Below are 13,604 nucleotides of genomic sequence, written 5' to 3'. Positions count from 1 at the left end.
TTTGGTATGACGATAGGCCCAGCATAAACTGCCAATCTCCTTATAAATTAAAAATTGTCTTTCTTTCTCATCCAGCAGATAAATCATCTTCCTTGAAAAGACTTGCATCTGGAACAACAAAGTGAAAGCAATATTTGTGCCATAGCATGATTATATTATCCAATCAATAGGTTAGGCGCTCCCTGATGTAAAGAAGACAAAAATTTTGTCGCCCGCGTCTAGTCATTTTCACGTCTAATATGTAACAACATGTTTTTACAAGTTTTGTTTTGTCTCCAATGAGAGACATGCTATAAGAAATAAAATAGCAAGGCGCTGGAGATGCAACTTTGCCCAGCATCATCTGTTGATACCAATGTTTTTCTCAAGCAGCATATCACGGCGACACACGCCAGCGGGCAGACATGCCAGCCATCATATGATCATTGACATGACAGTGAAATAGCCAGTCGCCCACGGCGCGCGGCACCATATCGACTGCAGTCATGCTGGCAGGCATGAGTTCGATTACATCCGTCCGCCGTCCGTGAGCCAGCACAGTTTGGCCGTGCCAGTGCACGGTATGATTATCCACTTCGTTACCAAGCGCGACGAGATGCCAGCGCAGCCGTTTACCCAGGCTGGTTTCATATCCTGGCAGATTGCCGAAGATGCGGCCGTTGATGGTGTGTTTCAAGCCGCTTTCCTCATCGTTTTCCTCGTTGAAAATAGTGAATAGCGAGACAAACTCCTGATCGACATCCCTGGGAGTCGGATCCTCCTGTGAACGCGCTTCACCCTTGCGGGTGATGGCAATCGTGCCGATCAGTCCAAGATTCATTTCTTCTTCCGCCATGACATGGGAGTGATACAGCCAGATAATGGAGGAAGGATCATTGGGACCAGGTCCAGCCGCATCGTCTGCAATCCAGGTATAGGTATAGCGCCCTCCCGGAGGGATATTCGCGCCTTTACCCCCATCAGCGCCCTCATCGTCCTTTTGGTAGAACACGCCATGCGGATGCATGGAAAGCGGACGATCGGTTTTATTCAGAAAATGCACTTTGATGGTATCCCCTACCACCGCACGTAATTGAGGACCCAGAATGCCTGCCCACTCGGGTTGCGGTACAGGAGTGGTATATCTGCCGTCGGTATAACCGACATAGCGATATTTGGTATAAGCCAGTGTTTGCCCCCAGACGCCGAGATTGCCCTCCGGCTCAATCAGGTTTTTTTCAGTGGGTGCATAATTCCAAGTTACCTTCTCGGCAGCAATCCAATATTCCCTGATTTTGCCAGCCTGGCTGTGAGAAGGTAAAACAAACATCATGCCGAGGGTTAGCAGCATGGTGAAAATGATCCAGGTTATATTTTTAGCACGCATGTCTTACTCCGAATGATGAGCTCCATGTGATTGTAAAATGAGCATTGTCAGGCCTTGAGCAAAAACAGGCAAGCTGGAGCGCGCCAGGAAGGCACAAAACTTGCCCGACTGCCGACAGTAACGTTTAACTGCAAAATAATCATCGTGACTGACGCAGTCGACCGGGCAAATCACCATATTGACGCGCCCCAGCAAGATATTCAAGCAATCGCCATTATTTTCCAGGCTGCCACGATAGGACATGAAGCACCCCCCTGCCGCCTCTACCAGCCGAAGGTAATCTGGATAAAGTGCGGCACGCCCACCCACGCACAACACAGTTTGTCCGCCAAGACTATGGTGATTATGGAGCATTCTCGCCTTCTCCTGATCGGAACTGGACTTGCCTGCCCGCGTTGCCTTGATCAGGGGCACCCATGCTGTATCAGGCCTGGCAGCTGTTTGTGTATCGATTCTGGTGATAGCGAAATTGCTATCAGTCACCGAGGAAACTGTTTGCTCAGGCGCTGCTCGGATTGCAACACGAGATGCTGTACTAAATGTAGATAACCATCCAAGCAACGTGTTTCCTATCCCAGACAACCTACTGATAAGATTATATTTCTTCTCAGGAATAGCTCTATAGCGCTGCGCAATGAATGATGAGCGATGATAATGAGCAGGCAACCAGCTCTCAGCAAGATGATTTGTCCCATGAAAAGCGGGCATAAAGATGGGTTTTTTCAGAAATTTCATGGCCCATACTCCTTAAATCGGTAAAAAAAGTTGGCTGGCTTGCCCGCAACTAGATTGGGCTGGCTGGCTAGAATGGTCACTGGCAGAGGAGAGAGTACTTCCAGCGACTGATGAGAAACTGTTTACCCGGTTACCAATTGATCGTTTTGCGCCGTAACATTTACTTTCTATCCATTATTTCGTCAGGATCAGTTTGCCATTACGTGTGCGCCGCAACCGATACTGTTCACCCTGGTGCTGTATAACCACTTCGTTACTCGCCACAAACAAACTGTCACTACTGATGGGTTTGTTTTGTTCACGCATGCTCAATGCGAGCGACTCATTGGTAGTTTGCAAATTCATGTCAGAACGGTCCATAGCATCTAATCTTCAATAATGTTAATGAGAATGATTCTCATTATATACAAAAAAATGAGCAATGCAAGTGTTTACTAAAATAAAATGTCTCCTCACCATCAAGATAAGATTTTCTCTGATTAACCTGTTTGAGAGATCCCCATGACTAAACCTCTCTGCTTTGTCCTCATGCCATTTGGGCAAAAACCAGCGACTGGCGGCAAGATGATCGATTTTGACGCGGTTTATCACAACCTGATCGAGCCGGCCATCCAGGCAGCCGATCTCGAACCGATCCGGGCAGATGAAGAAGTCGCAGGCGGCATTATTCATAAACCGATGTTCGAACGGCTGATTTTGTGCGAATATGCTGTTGCCGACCTCACTACAGCCAACGCCAATGTTTTCTATGAGCTTGGATTGCGTCACGCTGTGCGGCCTTCTTCGACCATCCTGCTCTTTGCCAAGAACACTGGACAATTGCCCTTCGATGTTGCACCACTTCGCAGCATCCCTTATGAAATCAGCGCAGATGGCAAACCCGGCAATATCGCCGCTATCGCGCCGATCTTGACAGAACGCTTTCAGGAAGCACGTCAGCATATGACAGATAGCCCCGTTTATCAGTTGGTAGAAGGTTTTCCAGACATTCAGCGCCTCAAGACCGATGTATTCCGCGACCGCGTGGCCTATTCTGAGCAAGTCAAGAAACGCCTGGCTGAGGCGCGCAAGCAGGGACTGGATGCAGTACGTGCGATCGAGCATAGTCTTGGCACGATTGCCGATACTGAATCAGGTGTGGTGATTGATCTATTTCTATCCTATCGGGCCGTGAAAGGGTGGCAGGCAATGATTGAGCTCGTGCCAAAAATGTCGCCTCCGCTCGCTAACACGGTCATGGTACAAGAACAATTGGGGCTCGCGCTTAATCGCGCAGGCCATGGGGAGGATGCCGAAAAAGTGCTGCGCGATGTCATAGAAAAACGTGGCTCCAGCAGCGAGACCTACGGCATCCTCGGCCGCGTCTACAAAGACCGCTGGGAAGCGGCTGCACAAAAAGGGGAGGCTTTCCGCGCAGAAGGATTGCTCGAGAGCGCTATCGACGCATACCTGAAAGGCTTTGAGGCCGACTGGCGCGATGCCTATCCCGGTATTAATGCGGTCACCCTCATGGAATTGGCTGAGCCGCCTGATCCACGCTGCAAAGATCTGCTGCCCGTGGTCGCTTATGCAGTCGAACGACGGATCGCTGCCGGCAAACCCGATTACTGGGATTACGCCACGCAACTGGAACTCGCGGTACTCGCAAAGGATGCATCTGCCGCAAGGAAAGCATTAGCAAAAGCGCTGGCAGCCCTGCGGGAAGGATGGGAAGCCGAAACCACTGCGCGCAATTTGCGCTTGATTATTGAAGCGCGCAAAAGGAGAGGAGAATTGGCTGGATGGGAACCGGAAATCGAAGTTTCACTAATACATCACGTAAATAGCTAGCCGAAATTGTGCCCTTACAACTTTTCAGAATCCTGCTAATGCTATTTTACCGATCATCCTGCCGCTTGCGACCTCATCAAATGCGGCTTGCAGCGTTGCAACACTGAGTTGTCCGCCCTGCCGAGTCAGAATGGAGCGAACAATACCCGCATCGACCGCTTGCGCCAGGCGTTGTAGATAGGCACCTTGTCGAGACTGATCCGGTGTTTTGAACATTGCCCGGGTAAACATGAACTCCCAATGAAAACTCACGCTTTTGTTCTTGAAGCGGTTCATATCCATCAACTGACGATGACTCACCAAGGCACATATTTTACCAAAGGGACGGATGCAGGCCGCCATATTGTCAAGATGGCTATCGGTATCGGCAGCACACACAATCCAATCGACCTCTTGCTCAAGCTGGGGACGTAACGGCAGGCGATGGTCGATCACTTGATCTGCGCCCAATTGCTTGCACCAGGCCTGACTATCAGCACGTGAAGCAGTTGCGATCACCGCTGCGCCCACCTGCTTAGCCAGTTGAATCACCATCGAACCCACCCCGCCAGCCCCGCCAATAATCAGCAAACGCCTGCCTTGATTGACAGCAGCCTCCAAGCTCAGCCCCAGATGGTCAAACAAAGCTTCTGAAGCGGTCAAACCGACCAGCGGCATCGCTGCTGCTTCCAGATCAGACAGGCCAAGTGGCGCCTTGGCGACCAAGCGGCTATCCACCGCTTGCTGCTCAGCAAAACTGCCCACGCGCGTGACATCACCCGCATAAAACACACGATCGCCCACCGCAAAATCTTCCACCTGCGCACCCACTGCCAATACTTCGCCACAGGCATCAAATCCCAGCACTTTCACTCCAACCTGATTCGGCTTCACACCCGCTTTGAGTTTGGTATCGACTGGATTTACCGCCACTGCTTTCACCCGCACCAGTAAATCCCAGTCGTCCATGACCGGTTCTGGCAATTCAGCTAATTCAAAAGTCTGTTGAGCATTTACGCTAAGTACACGCATATGGAAATATCAATCTGAATTTTTAGTTAATTGCTAATTTTTAAATAAATATTTTACTCACACAGCCAAAATAAAACCAATTATTAAGTTACTATTTGCTGACTCAGCAAAGAAACTCATACTCGTTATTGCCTATGCAGCCAGACAGCGTATCGCTGCTACTCGCGGATCATAGAAGCCCTAAATCACCACTCAGGATCTGCGATTGATTCATAGCATATGTGAAAGAAATGGATAATCGGCTGAATAAAAGAGACCACAAGTGTATTTTTCATCAAGCCAAGAAATAGCAACTCTATAAAATAGCGCACAATCATCGAGCAGCGAACAACTACAAAAAACAAATGCAGAAATACTCAGTAAATCAGCACTTAATCGAGACAATTCTAGCCTGGGTAAAATCAGGAGAAATTGCAATCCCAGAAATTCAAAGACCTTTTGTTTGGGATAGCTCAAAAGTTCGTGACTTAATGGATAGTTTGTATCAAGGTTATCCTGTTGGTTATGTTATTGCTTGGCGCAATCCTAACATAAAACTAAAAGACGGAAGTTTAAGTGAAGGTAAAAAAGTACTTATTGATGGGCAGCAAAGAATAACGGCATTAACAGCAGCCATACTTGGACAATATGTAATCAACAAGACCTATCAAAGAGTAAAGATCAAGATCGCTTTCAATCCTATCGAAGAGCGTTTTGAAGTTCAAAACCCAGCAATATTAAAAGATAAGGTTTGGTTGCATGATATTTCAGAGACAATTAATGGAGATCTTTTTGAAATTGCAGACAACTATTTTGAGATAAACCCAGACGTTGATAAAAAACACGTTAGAAGCGCATTTTCAAACTTGATAAACATTCCCAAAAAGCAAATAGGACTTATTGAGCTTTCGCCTGATTTAGATATTGAAACAGTAACTGAAATCTTTATCCGTATCAATTCAAAAGGAGTTGTGTTAAGCCAGGCTGACTTTGCTATGAGTAAAATTGCAGCTGACACAGAAAATGGTGGTAACAAATTAAGAAAAACTATTGATTATTTCTGTCATCTAGCTATAGCTCCAGACTTTTACAAACACATCGTTGATAATGACAAAGAGTTTACAAAGTCTGATTTATTTCAAAAAATACAATGGCTTAAAACAGATAATGAGGATCTTTATGATCCAGACTATAATGATTTAATTCGTGTTGCATTTACTTCACAATTCAACAGAGGAAAACTTTCCGATTTAGTAAGTTTACTATCAGGCAGAAATTTCGAAACAAGAACGTTTGAAGAAGAAATCGTTCAACGATCATTTATAACGCTAAAAAAAGGTGTTAACAATTTTATAAATGAGACTAACTTCAAACGGTTCTTAATGATAGTAAAATCAGCAGGTTTCATTTCACCGAAACTAATCCGTTCAAAAAACGCAATTAATTTCGCGTACATCGTTTATCTGAAGCTTAAAGAGCTTGGAGTAAATTCAGTTGCTATTGAGAGTTATATTAGGCGTTGGCTGGTATACTCAATATTGACAGGCCGCTATTCGGGTTCACCTGAGAGTTCATTTGACTTCGACATCAAACAGATTTCTCAAAAGCCTTTTGATGAGTATTTAAGAGAAAAAGAAGAAGGGGAGTTATCAAACGCATTTTGGAACGCCTCCTTACCACAGAGTCTAGATACTTCCGTTGCAAGCAGTCCATATTTCCACGTTTTCCTTGCGGCTCAAGTAAAAGCCAACGACAAAGGTTTTCTTTCAAAAGATATCTTGATAAGTGATTTAATTTCACTACGTGGTGACATTCATCATCTGTTCCCCAAAGATTATTTAAAAAAACACGGCCTTGACAGAAGCAAATACAATCAAATTGCAAACTACGTTTATATGCAGTCCGAAATAAATATTAAGGTTGGTAGCAAATCACCAAATGACTACTTTGAATTAATAAAAACACAAATTCAAGATGATAAGCGCCAAGTAAGTGGTCTCTTGACAGAGCAGGAGCTAATCGACAATTTAAAAATGAATTGTGTTCCAACAGAGTTAATGGAAATGGGTATTAATGACTATCAAAATTTTTTAACTTTGAGACGAAAACTAATGGCTACTAAAATGAAAGAGTATTATTTCTCCCTATGAACAGAGGCCCAGGAATATCTAGTGCCAGGTCTTGGAATATCTGGTGCCAGGTCTTGCATTTTAATATTCCCGCATCCTCCTTTCATCCCTTACCGACTAAACAAAATCGCGATAGCTGCTCCAGCGCCACTTTCCGGCACTTTCATCACTTGTGCCTCCACCAGATTAACCTCCGACTCCATGGCTTAGTCGTGCCCTCCATTTCTTCCATCTTGACCACCCGGTTTTCACAACGCGACTTCTCTGCTGCGAAGACCATCATGTGTGTTTCCAGAGATTCTTCCGCTCCTGACAACACAAGACCGCTGTCGTTGTGCCGTACAGCATTGATAAAGGCTTCCATGATGGCGTCGTCTCCACCGCCATGGGTCAAATGCGCGCCGGACGTTGTAGCGATTTCCTGCCGGGTGTCAGACAGAAAATCGAAGTATCGAATACTGCTACCATCGCTGACCAGTTCGCCCCGTGTTCCAAATATGCGGGTCTGGCGATGCCCTCCTTCTGTGAACGCCGTCATGGTGAGACTGGCTGTTGCTCCGCCTTCAAAAAGCATGTTGACCACCTGATTGTCGACAACGTCGTTGTCGCAGTCATAGACACACCTTCCGTAAGGACCGGAGCGCAACGCTTCGAGGACGGTTGCTTCATTTGGCTCCGGCGTGAGTACGTCGACAGGCCATCCGCAATAACCTTGCGCCACTCGCGACAGGTAGATCTTTTTTGCCGAATAGGGGCAGGAACCCTCCAGTGGACAGTTCAGACATCTGGCGACAGCGCCTTCCGGCTTCTGATCCGGCCGAAAGTGCTTTAGCGTACCAAACGACTGGATGGATAGACATTTACGGCCCATGATGTATCGAATCCAGTCCAAATCATGGCAGCACTTCGCAAGCAACATGGGAGAGGATTCCGCTTCGCGGCGCCAGTTACCGCGCACAAAGGAGTGTGCCTGATGCCAATAGCCAACCGGTTCAAGGGATTGCACATTCACCACCTCACCTATTGTGCCGGCAGCAATCAACTGCTTGATCATCTGAGTGTGATAGGTGTACCGGAGCACATGGCAAACCGCGAGTAGCGTCCCGGCCTCACGCGCGGCGACAGCAATCTGGCGGCAACCATCGGCATGCGGAGCCATGGGTTTCTCCAGAAGAATGGCGTACCCCTTGCGGGCAGCGGCTACCGCCGGTTCGACGTGCATGGCGTCCCGGGTTGCAACCACGACAGCATCAGCAAATTTCGGACGATCCAGCAGCTCCCGCCAGTCAGCTACGGCAGCGGATTCAGGAATGCCGTGCGCTTGCAACAATCGTGTCCGCCATGCCTCGCGCGGTTCTGCCACAGCAACGATCTTGACTGATTCAGGGTGCGCAAGCGCATAGGCAGCATAGATACTGCCTCTGGAACCTGCGCCGATGATAACTATTCTTGCGGTCTTCATTTCTCCTAGCGTAACTGCAACGTTAATGGGGCGAAGCAGCGGGAGCAGCCCCTCTCCAGCCCGCAGTCAGGGGTTTGTGCTAGAGAACGCATTGGACAATTGTGAGTACTGAGCTTCCAAGCCTTGTTTCTTAGGACCTGCAACTGTGATCAAAACCAGCCCCTCGCGCCATCCACACCAGACCGCCCCCACGAATAGATCCGTGTACCCGTAGGTAACGCCTCCCGCTACAATGTGTTGAAAACCACTGTTAGCAAGCGCTCTTTGTGCCTGGCTCATGCACTCTTTAGGTCGAAGCGACGTTTCCTGGATATCGAACCAAACGTCCGGCGCTCCCGCTGGCACGCCCTCCCGATTCACCTGGCCGGTTGCGAATTCGGCCGATACAACAGGAGAACCGATCTTTGAAACCCGCTTCATCAAATCACGCACTTCCGAGGAAAAGCTAACCAAGATGCTAATGACCACGGCGGGCCATATCAGCACGCGAAGGTATGCGAGTAGCACTTTCGCAACTTCCATGGGATGCACCTAACCGGCCTGGCTCATGCTCTTAACGAACAAAATCGCTGATGGGCGCCGGCTGCCAGGCTTCAGAACTCGACAAATGTTCAAACATTCGATCAAGCTTCGATTGGTCATGTGAGGCACTCATTCGCCGCATCGGTTGAGTGTCCTTTTCTCTTCCAGGCAATCGCCCTGGCCTCATGTTCTTTCACAAACGAATCCTTTCCGTCCATGTATGCATCCATATCATCCGGATGAGACGCAGCGAGTCGCTGTTTCAGAACGCTGTAGGATTGCGCCATGGCTGGGTGGGCGATCATGTAATCCCGGAACGCAAGATGACGCTCGCTGCCTATACTGCCTGACTCGAAAGCGTGGATCTGATGCGTCCTTACACCCGTCGTAGAATCTTTCCTGAAGTAGCGTCGGCCCGGAGTTCCAAACTCTCCTTTCGCCTCGTATCCCAGCTCAATCAACGCCGATGATCGAGCATCCAGCACTTCAACATCGCAAACCTCCAGGAGGATATCGATGATCGGTTTCGCAAAAATCCCGGGAATCGAAGTGCTTCCGATATGGTGAACGGCCACGAGTAGATCTCCAACTGCCAGACGAATAAGCGCTGCTTCGACTTCAAACTCAGTCGACCAACTCGGATTATGTGGCACGACGCTAACCTTCACCCTTAATGCCTCAGATCACCACCATCCTGCCGCAGCGGAGCGGAAGCAGGACGGTCAACTGGAGTGCCTGGTTGGACATGATGCGGCCCCAATATAATGATAGCCATGCCGAGGAAGCACACACCAACTCCGATAAAATCGGTGATAGTAGGCCGGACGGAATCAACAATCCAGAGCCATATCAGCGCGACCCCGATATAGACGCCACCGTATGCAGCATAAACACGGCCTGCAGCATGAGGGTGAAGTGTGAGCAGCCAAGCAAATGCGGCCAGGCTTAAAGCAGCGGGAAGCAGCAACCAGATGCTATACCCTTGCTTGAGCCAGAGATACGACAAATAACAGCCGACAATCTCTGCGACTGCAGTAATGACGAACAAGCCGAACACCTTAAGGAACTCCATGCTGTCTCCGTTGCGCCCAGCCAGAATCAGGTCTTCGAAATGACGCGATCTCTTACGTCAAAAATGAAATCTATCACTGCAATACTCACGCTCTCCTCTTATGTTTTAACGAATCGATTTAATTTTGATCATAACAAACTTTGTTAGATCAACAAATCAATATGATGAATCGACCCATGGAAAACAAACCGCCACTTTTGGATCAGTTGCGGGATAAACTCAGCCTCTACAATTATCGGATCGTCCGATATTATCTGGATTAAGTGTTTCATTATTTTTACAATAGGCAGCATTCCGGATGCAATGGAAGAAAAAGAGATTGAATCGTTGCTGTCTTATCTTGCTATTAAACGCAACGCAGCAGCCTCTACCGAGAATCAGGCATTGCGTGCGTTTCTGTTTGCATCCAAATAAAAATGTTAGGATGTAAAACGGCGTAGTTGGCGCTATGCAGCAAGTCAAACGCCCGGTACGATCCATTTGCTTCAGATCAGATACGATATCTGACCATACTATTTGACATCTCCTATAATTCAAAAATAGGAATATATGAAACGAATCTTGGTAACCGGAGCCACCGGGCAAATTGGTTCTGAGCTGGTTCCCGCGCTGCGGACACGATATGGCAGCGATAACGTTATCGCAGCCGGACATAAAAGAACACCGCAGCACGCGTTGGTGGAGCAAGGGCCTTATACCACGCTTGATGTGACTGATATCGAGGCGCTCGCAACCATTGTGCGAGATTTCCGCATTGATACGATTTTTCACTTAGCCGCGCTGTTATCAGCCGCTGCCGAACAAAACCCGCAGGTCGCCTGGAAAATCAACATGGAAGGACTGCATCACGTGCTGGAGGTAAGCCGCGTAAATGGCTGCGCTGTGTTCTTTCCCAGCTCGATCGGTGCTTTCGGCCCTGGCACACCGCGTGACAATACCCCGCAGGATACCCTCCAGCGCCCCACCACCCTCTATGGGGTGTGCAAAGTATCTGGCGAATTGTTGTGCGATTATTACTTTACCCGCTTTGGAGTCGATACCCGCGGCGTGCGCTATCCCGGCTTGATCTCGTATGAAACGCTGCCCAGCGGCGGCACTACTGATTACGCCGTGGAGATTTTTTATCATGCCATCCAGCAAAAGAAATACACATGTTTTTTACATAAGAGCACAACGCTCGATATGATGTACATGCCCGATGCCGTGCGAGCTGCCATTGAGCTAATGGAAGCCGATCCGCATCAATTAAAACACCGTAATGCCTTTAATATCACTGCGATGAGTTTTGCGCCTGCAGAGTTGGCTGCGCAAATCCGGCAGCACATTCCTGATTTTACGCTGCACTATCAGATCGACCCGTTGCGGCAAGCGATCGCCGATTCGTGGCCGCGTTATATGGATGATCAAGCCGCACGTGACGAGTGGGGCTGGCAACCGCAATACGATCTTGCCGCCATGACACGGGACATGATCGATCATTTGATGAAAAAGCTAAGTTAAACCTCGCTAAGGAGCGAAGATGTCTCTGGAAAAATTGAATGCATACTGCGCTGCCAGGCTGGAGGAGCTGCAAGCAAAAGGTGCCCGCAAAGGGGCGGAAAAAGTAATTGCCTCCATTGCCGCACCTGACTGGGTAAAGCACGGCCGATTGCCCACGGCCGCAGAGGATAAACATATTGGAGCGCGTTATTTTTTAGCGGGGGATGACAAGGCCTATCTGCTCATGAATTCCAATTCCTACCTGGGGCTCAGCTTACATCCCCAAGTGATGGCTGCCGAAGAAGAAGGTGCCAAGCATTTTGGTACCGGCCCCGGCGCGGTGCGTTTTATCGCCGGCACCTACCAGCCGCATGTCGAACTGGAGAAACGTCTGGCCGCATTTCACGGACGGCCATCCGCCATGCTTTACAGTGCGGCCTATGCAGCGATAATGGGAGTGCTTCCCGCCTTAATCCACGAACATACGCTGGTGATGAGCGATCAGTTGAATCACAACAGCATCATCAACGCCATTCGACTGTCTCACCCGGCCGAAAAAGAGATTTATCAGCATCTCGACATGGCAGCGCTCGAGCGTATTCTCGGCACCTATGCCGCAGGCAAACCAGAAATCAAGCGGGTGCTGGTTATCACCGACGGCATCTTCAGCATGCGCGGTGATGCTGCGCCACTGGATCAGATAGTGGCGATTTGCCGTAAACATGAGCAAAACTTTGCAGAAGGCATTATTACCATTGCTGACGATTCGCATGGGGTCGGTGCATTTGGCGCAACCGGGCGCGGAACTGAAGAATACGCGCAAAGCAAAGTCGATATACTGATCGCCACGCTGGGTAAGGCGCTGGGGGTCAATGGCGGTTATGTCGTTGCCAGCGCTCCAGTTATCGATTATCTGCGGGAAACCTCCCCGCTTTATATCTATTCCAATCCGATCACACCATCGGAAGCACTAGCCGCTGCAGCCTCTCTGGCAATACTGCAAAGCGAGGAAGGACGCGAACGCCTGGCGCGACTGCGCGATTTGACGGCGCGTTTCGAAAATGGCTTAACCGGGCTGGGCTTCGAAACCATCCCCGGCGCACACCCGGTCACTCCACTGGTGGTGCGCGATACGAGGAAAACAGCACTGCTCACCGCCTACCTTTTCCAGCATGGCATTTTAGCAACCGGCTTGAATTATCCGGTCGTGCCCAAGGGAGATGAGGAAATTCGCTTCCAAATCAATGCCAACCACACGATTCGGGATATCGATTACGTCCTAGGCGTTTTGAAAAATTTCCTGATAGAGGCGCCTGCTTGTTCATAACCATGCGAGCGCTCTTCAACCGCCATGTCGCCGTAGCTGAAGAGCAAAATTGGCGTCATTTTCCGCAGACAATCTTAGCGATATGGCCAAGCGGGGAATTGGCTGAATAGCCAAACCAGTCTTCTGACGGATCATGCTGAGCGCCGATTACACTGCTTGCTGCCTTGGCATCAGGATAAAGCAGCAAGGTATAGGAGCGGGCTTTTCCTTCCTGGCAATCCAGTTCATACAAACTTTTGACCGATTGATATCCACCTGCTTGCTTCTGATCGTAGCTTGACAACACCCATGTTTTTATGAAATAGCCGTTCTTTTGCGTGCTATCTGGATCAAAATAATGGACTACCCTTTGCTTTGCCACCGTATCTACTCTTACCCATTCTGCCCGCGCCGGTATTAGTGCAAACAGCAGCATAGTCGAGAATAATATTTTTTTCATCATGATTGATTTGATTTTGATGCTGCGCTGAATCACATGGCAGCAGATAAGCATTAAATAATACACTCTATTTTTCTTCACATTAAGCCAATCTTTTCACCTTGGACAGCAATTGCCAGGACCATTTTTATAGCCTACGTCACATAAAATGATTCAATTTTAAAGAGTTGCTCAACGGTTTGGTTTTGTTGTTTTCTGATTGCTTTGGCTTGTGCCCATTTGTGCTCAATGGGGTTAAGGTCTGGTGAATATG

General features: G+C 48.6%; 13 protein-coding genes and 1 pseudogene. 5 read left to right on the top strand and 9 right to left on the bottom strand.

Features of this window, described 5'->3' with window-relative positions; genetic code table 11:
- Nucleotides 1–376: 376 nt before the first annotated feature.
- From J5I83_RS00875 to hemP, 3 genes are all read right to left on the bottom strand, one after another.
- Nucleotides 377–1,366, bottom strand: coding sequence for a multicopper oxidase domain-containing protein (locus J5I83_RS00875; protein WP_304052526.1), 990 nt, complete (start codon nt 1,364–1,366; stop codon nt 377–379).
- Nucleotides 1,367–1,369: 3 nt separating this feature from the next.
- On the bottom strand, nt 1,370–2,101 hold the full coding sequence (locus J5I83_RS00870; RefSeq protein ID WP_304052525.1) for a DUF2325 domain-containing protein: 732 nt from the start codon (nt 2,099–2,101) through the stop codon (nt 1,370–1,372).
- A 174-nt stretch (nt 2,102–2,275) separates the two neighbouring features.
- Nucleotides 2,276–2,407: a hemin uptake protein HemP gene (gene hemP, locus J5I83_RS00865; RefSeq protein ID WP_304052642.1), complete on the bottom strand. Its 132-nt coding sequence runs from the start codon at nt 2,405–2,407 to the stop codon at nt 2,276–2,278.
- A 195-nt stretch (nt 2,408–2,602) separates the two neighbouring features.
- Between hemP and J5I83_RS00860 the strand changes: the two genes are divergently transcribed.
- Nucleotides 2,603–3,931 carry a TRAFs-binding domain-containing protein gene (locus tag J5I83_RS00860; RefSeq protein WP_304052523.1) on the top strand — a complete coding sequence of 443 codons (1,329 nt, stop codon included), beginning with the start codon at nt 2,603–2,605 and terminating at the stop codon, nt 3,929–3,931.
- Nucleotides 3,932–3,955: 24 nt separating this feature from the next.
- Here the strand turns inward: J5I83_RS00860 and J5I83_RS00855 are convergent, their stop codons facing one another.
- Nucleotides 3,956–4,942 (bottom strand): zinc-binding alcohol dehydrogenase family protein, encoded by a 987-nt coding sequence (locus J5I83_RS00855; RefSeq protein ID WP_304052522.1) that lies wholly within the window; start codon nt 4,940–4,942, stop codon nt 3,956–3,958.
- Nucleotides 4,943–5,286: 344 nt separating this feature from the next.
- On the opposite strand from J5I83_RS00855, the gene J5I83_RS00850 reads away from it, so the two are divergent.
- On the top strand, nt 5,287–7,071 hold the full coding sequence (locus J5I83_RS00850; RefSeq protein WP_304052521.1) for a DUF262 domain-containing protein: 1,785 nt from the start codon (nt 5,287–5,289) through the stop codon (nt 7,069–7,071).
- A 145-nt stretch (nt 7,072–7,216) separates the two neighbouring features.
- Here the strand turns inward: J5I83_RS00850 and J5I83_RS00845 are convergent, their stop codons facing one another.
- The 4 genes and pseudogenes from J5I83_RS00845 to J5I83_RS00830 all read right to left on the bottom strand — a co-directional run.
- Nucleotides 7,217–8,512: a Gfo/Idh/MocA family oxidoreductase gene (locus tag J5I83_RS00845; protein WP_304052519.1), complete on the bottom strand. Its 1,296-nt coding sequence runs from the start codon at nt 8,510–8,512 to the stop codon at nt 7,217–7,219.
- A gap of 66 nt (nt 8,513–8,578) precedes the next feature.
- Entirely contained in the window at nt 8,579–9,034 is a 456-nt protein-coding gene (locus tag J5I83_RS00840) for a hypothetical protein (RefSeq protein WP_304052517.1), read from the bottom strand.
- Nucleotides 9,035–9,150: 116 nt separating this feature from the next.
- Complete coding sequence (locus J5I83_RS00835; RefSeq protein WP_304052516.1) at nt 9,151–9,702, bottom strand: GrpB family protein; 552 nt, start codon at nt 9,700–9,702, stop codon at nt 9,151–9,153.
- Between the two features lie 92 nt (nt 9,703–9,794).
- A pseudogene (locus J5I83_RS00830) lies at nt 9,795–10,106 on the bottom strand (YnfA family protein); the annotation flags it as partial.
- Nucleotides 10,107–10,274: 168 nt separating this feature from the next.
- Between J5I83_RS00830 and J5I83_RS00825 the strand changes: the two are divergent.
- The 3 genes from J5I83_RS00825 to J5I83_RS00815 all read left to right on the top strand — a co-directional run bounded on the left by J5I83_RS00825 (nt 10,275) and on the right by J5I83_RS00815 (nt 12,912).
- Entirely contained in the window at nt 10,275–10,520 is a 246-nt protein-coding gene (locus tag J5I83_RS00825) for a phage integrase N-terminal SAM-like domain-containing protein (protein WP_369683376.1), read from the top strand.
- Nucleotides 10,521–10,655: 135 nt separating this feature from the next.
- Nucleotides 10,656–11,606, top strand: a complete 951-nt coding sequence (locus J5I83_RS00820; protein WP_304052514.1) for an NAD-dependent epimerase/dehydratase family protein — start codon at nt 10,656–10,658, stop codon at nt 11,604–11,606.
- A gap of 19 nt (nt 11,607–11,625) precedes the next feature.
- Entirely contained in the window at nt 11,626–12,912 is a 1,287-nt protein-coding gene (locus tag J5I83_RS00815) for an aminotransferase class I/II-fold pyridoxal phosphate-dependent enzyme (RefSeq protein ID WP_304052513.1), read from the top strand.
- Nucleotides 12,913–12,967: 55 nt separating this feature from the next.
- On the opposite strand, the gene J5I83_RS00810 is transcribed toward J5I83_RS00815, so the two are convergent.
- A complete protein-coding gene (locus tag J5I83_RS00810) occupies nt 12,968–13,354 on the bottom strand; it encodes a surface-adhesin E family protein (protein ID WP_304052512.1) in 387 nt (128 codons plus the stop codon).
- Nucleotides 13,355–13,604 lie beyond the last annotated feature (250 nt).

Source organism: Nitrosomonas communis, assembly GCF_024102715.1.
Lineage (GTDB): Bacteria > Pseudomonadota > Gammaproteobacteria > Burkholderiales > Nitrosomonadaceae > Nitrosomonas > Nitrosomonas communis_B.
The sequence above is the reverse complement of the archived record's forward strand: the minus strand, read 5'-3'. Positions and strand labels throughout refer to the sequence as shown.

Bases quoted from the DNA above. Each gene is read 5' to 3' on its own strand.
- J5I83_RS00820 (WP_304052514.1), top strand. From the start codon at position 10,656: ATGAAACGAATCTTGGTAACCGGAGCCACCGGGCAAATTGGTTCTGAG.
- J5I83_RS00840 (WP_304052517.1), bottom strand. From the start codon at position 9,034: ATGGAAGTTGCGAAAGTGCTACTCGCATACCTTCGCGTGCTGATATGG.
- J5I83_RS00815 (WP_304052513.1), top strand. From the start codon at position 11,626: ATGTCTCTGGAAAAATTGAATGCATACTGCGCTGCCAGGCTGGAGGAG.
- J5I83_RS00860 (WP_304052523.1), top strand. From the start codon at position 2,603: ATGACTAAACCTCTCTGCTTTGTCCTCATGCCATTTGGGCAAAAACCA.
- hemP (WP_304052642.1), bottom strand. From the start codon at position 2,407: ATGCGTGAACAAAACAAACCCATCAGTAGTGACAGTTTGTTTGTGGCG.
- J5I83_RS00850 (WP_304052521.1), top strand. From the start codon at position 5,287: ATGCAGAAATACTCAGTAAATCAGCACTTAATCGAGACAATTCTAGCC.
- J5I83_RS00855 (WP_304052522.1), bottom strand. From the start codon at position 4,942: ATGCGTGTACTTAGCGTAAATGCTCAACAGACTTTTGAATTAGCTGAA.
- J5I83_RS00870 (WP_304052525.1), bottom strand. From the start codon at position 2,101: ATGAAATTTCTGAAAAAACCCATCTTTATGCCCGCTTTTCATGGGACA.
- J5I83_RS00845 (WP_304052519.1), bottom strand. From the start codon at position 8,512: ATGAAGACCGCAAGAATAGTTATCATCGGCGCAGGTTCCAGAGGCAGT.
- J5I83_RS00810 (WP_304052512.1), bottom strand. From the start codon at position 13,354: ATGATGAAAAAAATATTATTCTCGACTATGCTGCTGTTTGCACTAATA.
- J5I83_RS00875 (WP_304052526.1), bottom strand. From the start codon at position 1,366: ATGCGTGCTAAAAATATAACCTGGATCATTTTCACCATGCTGCTAACC.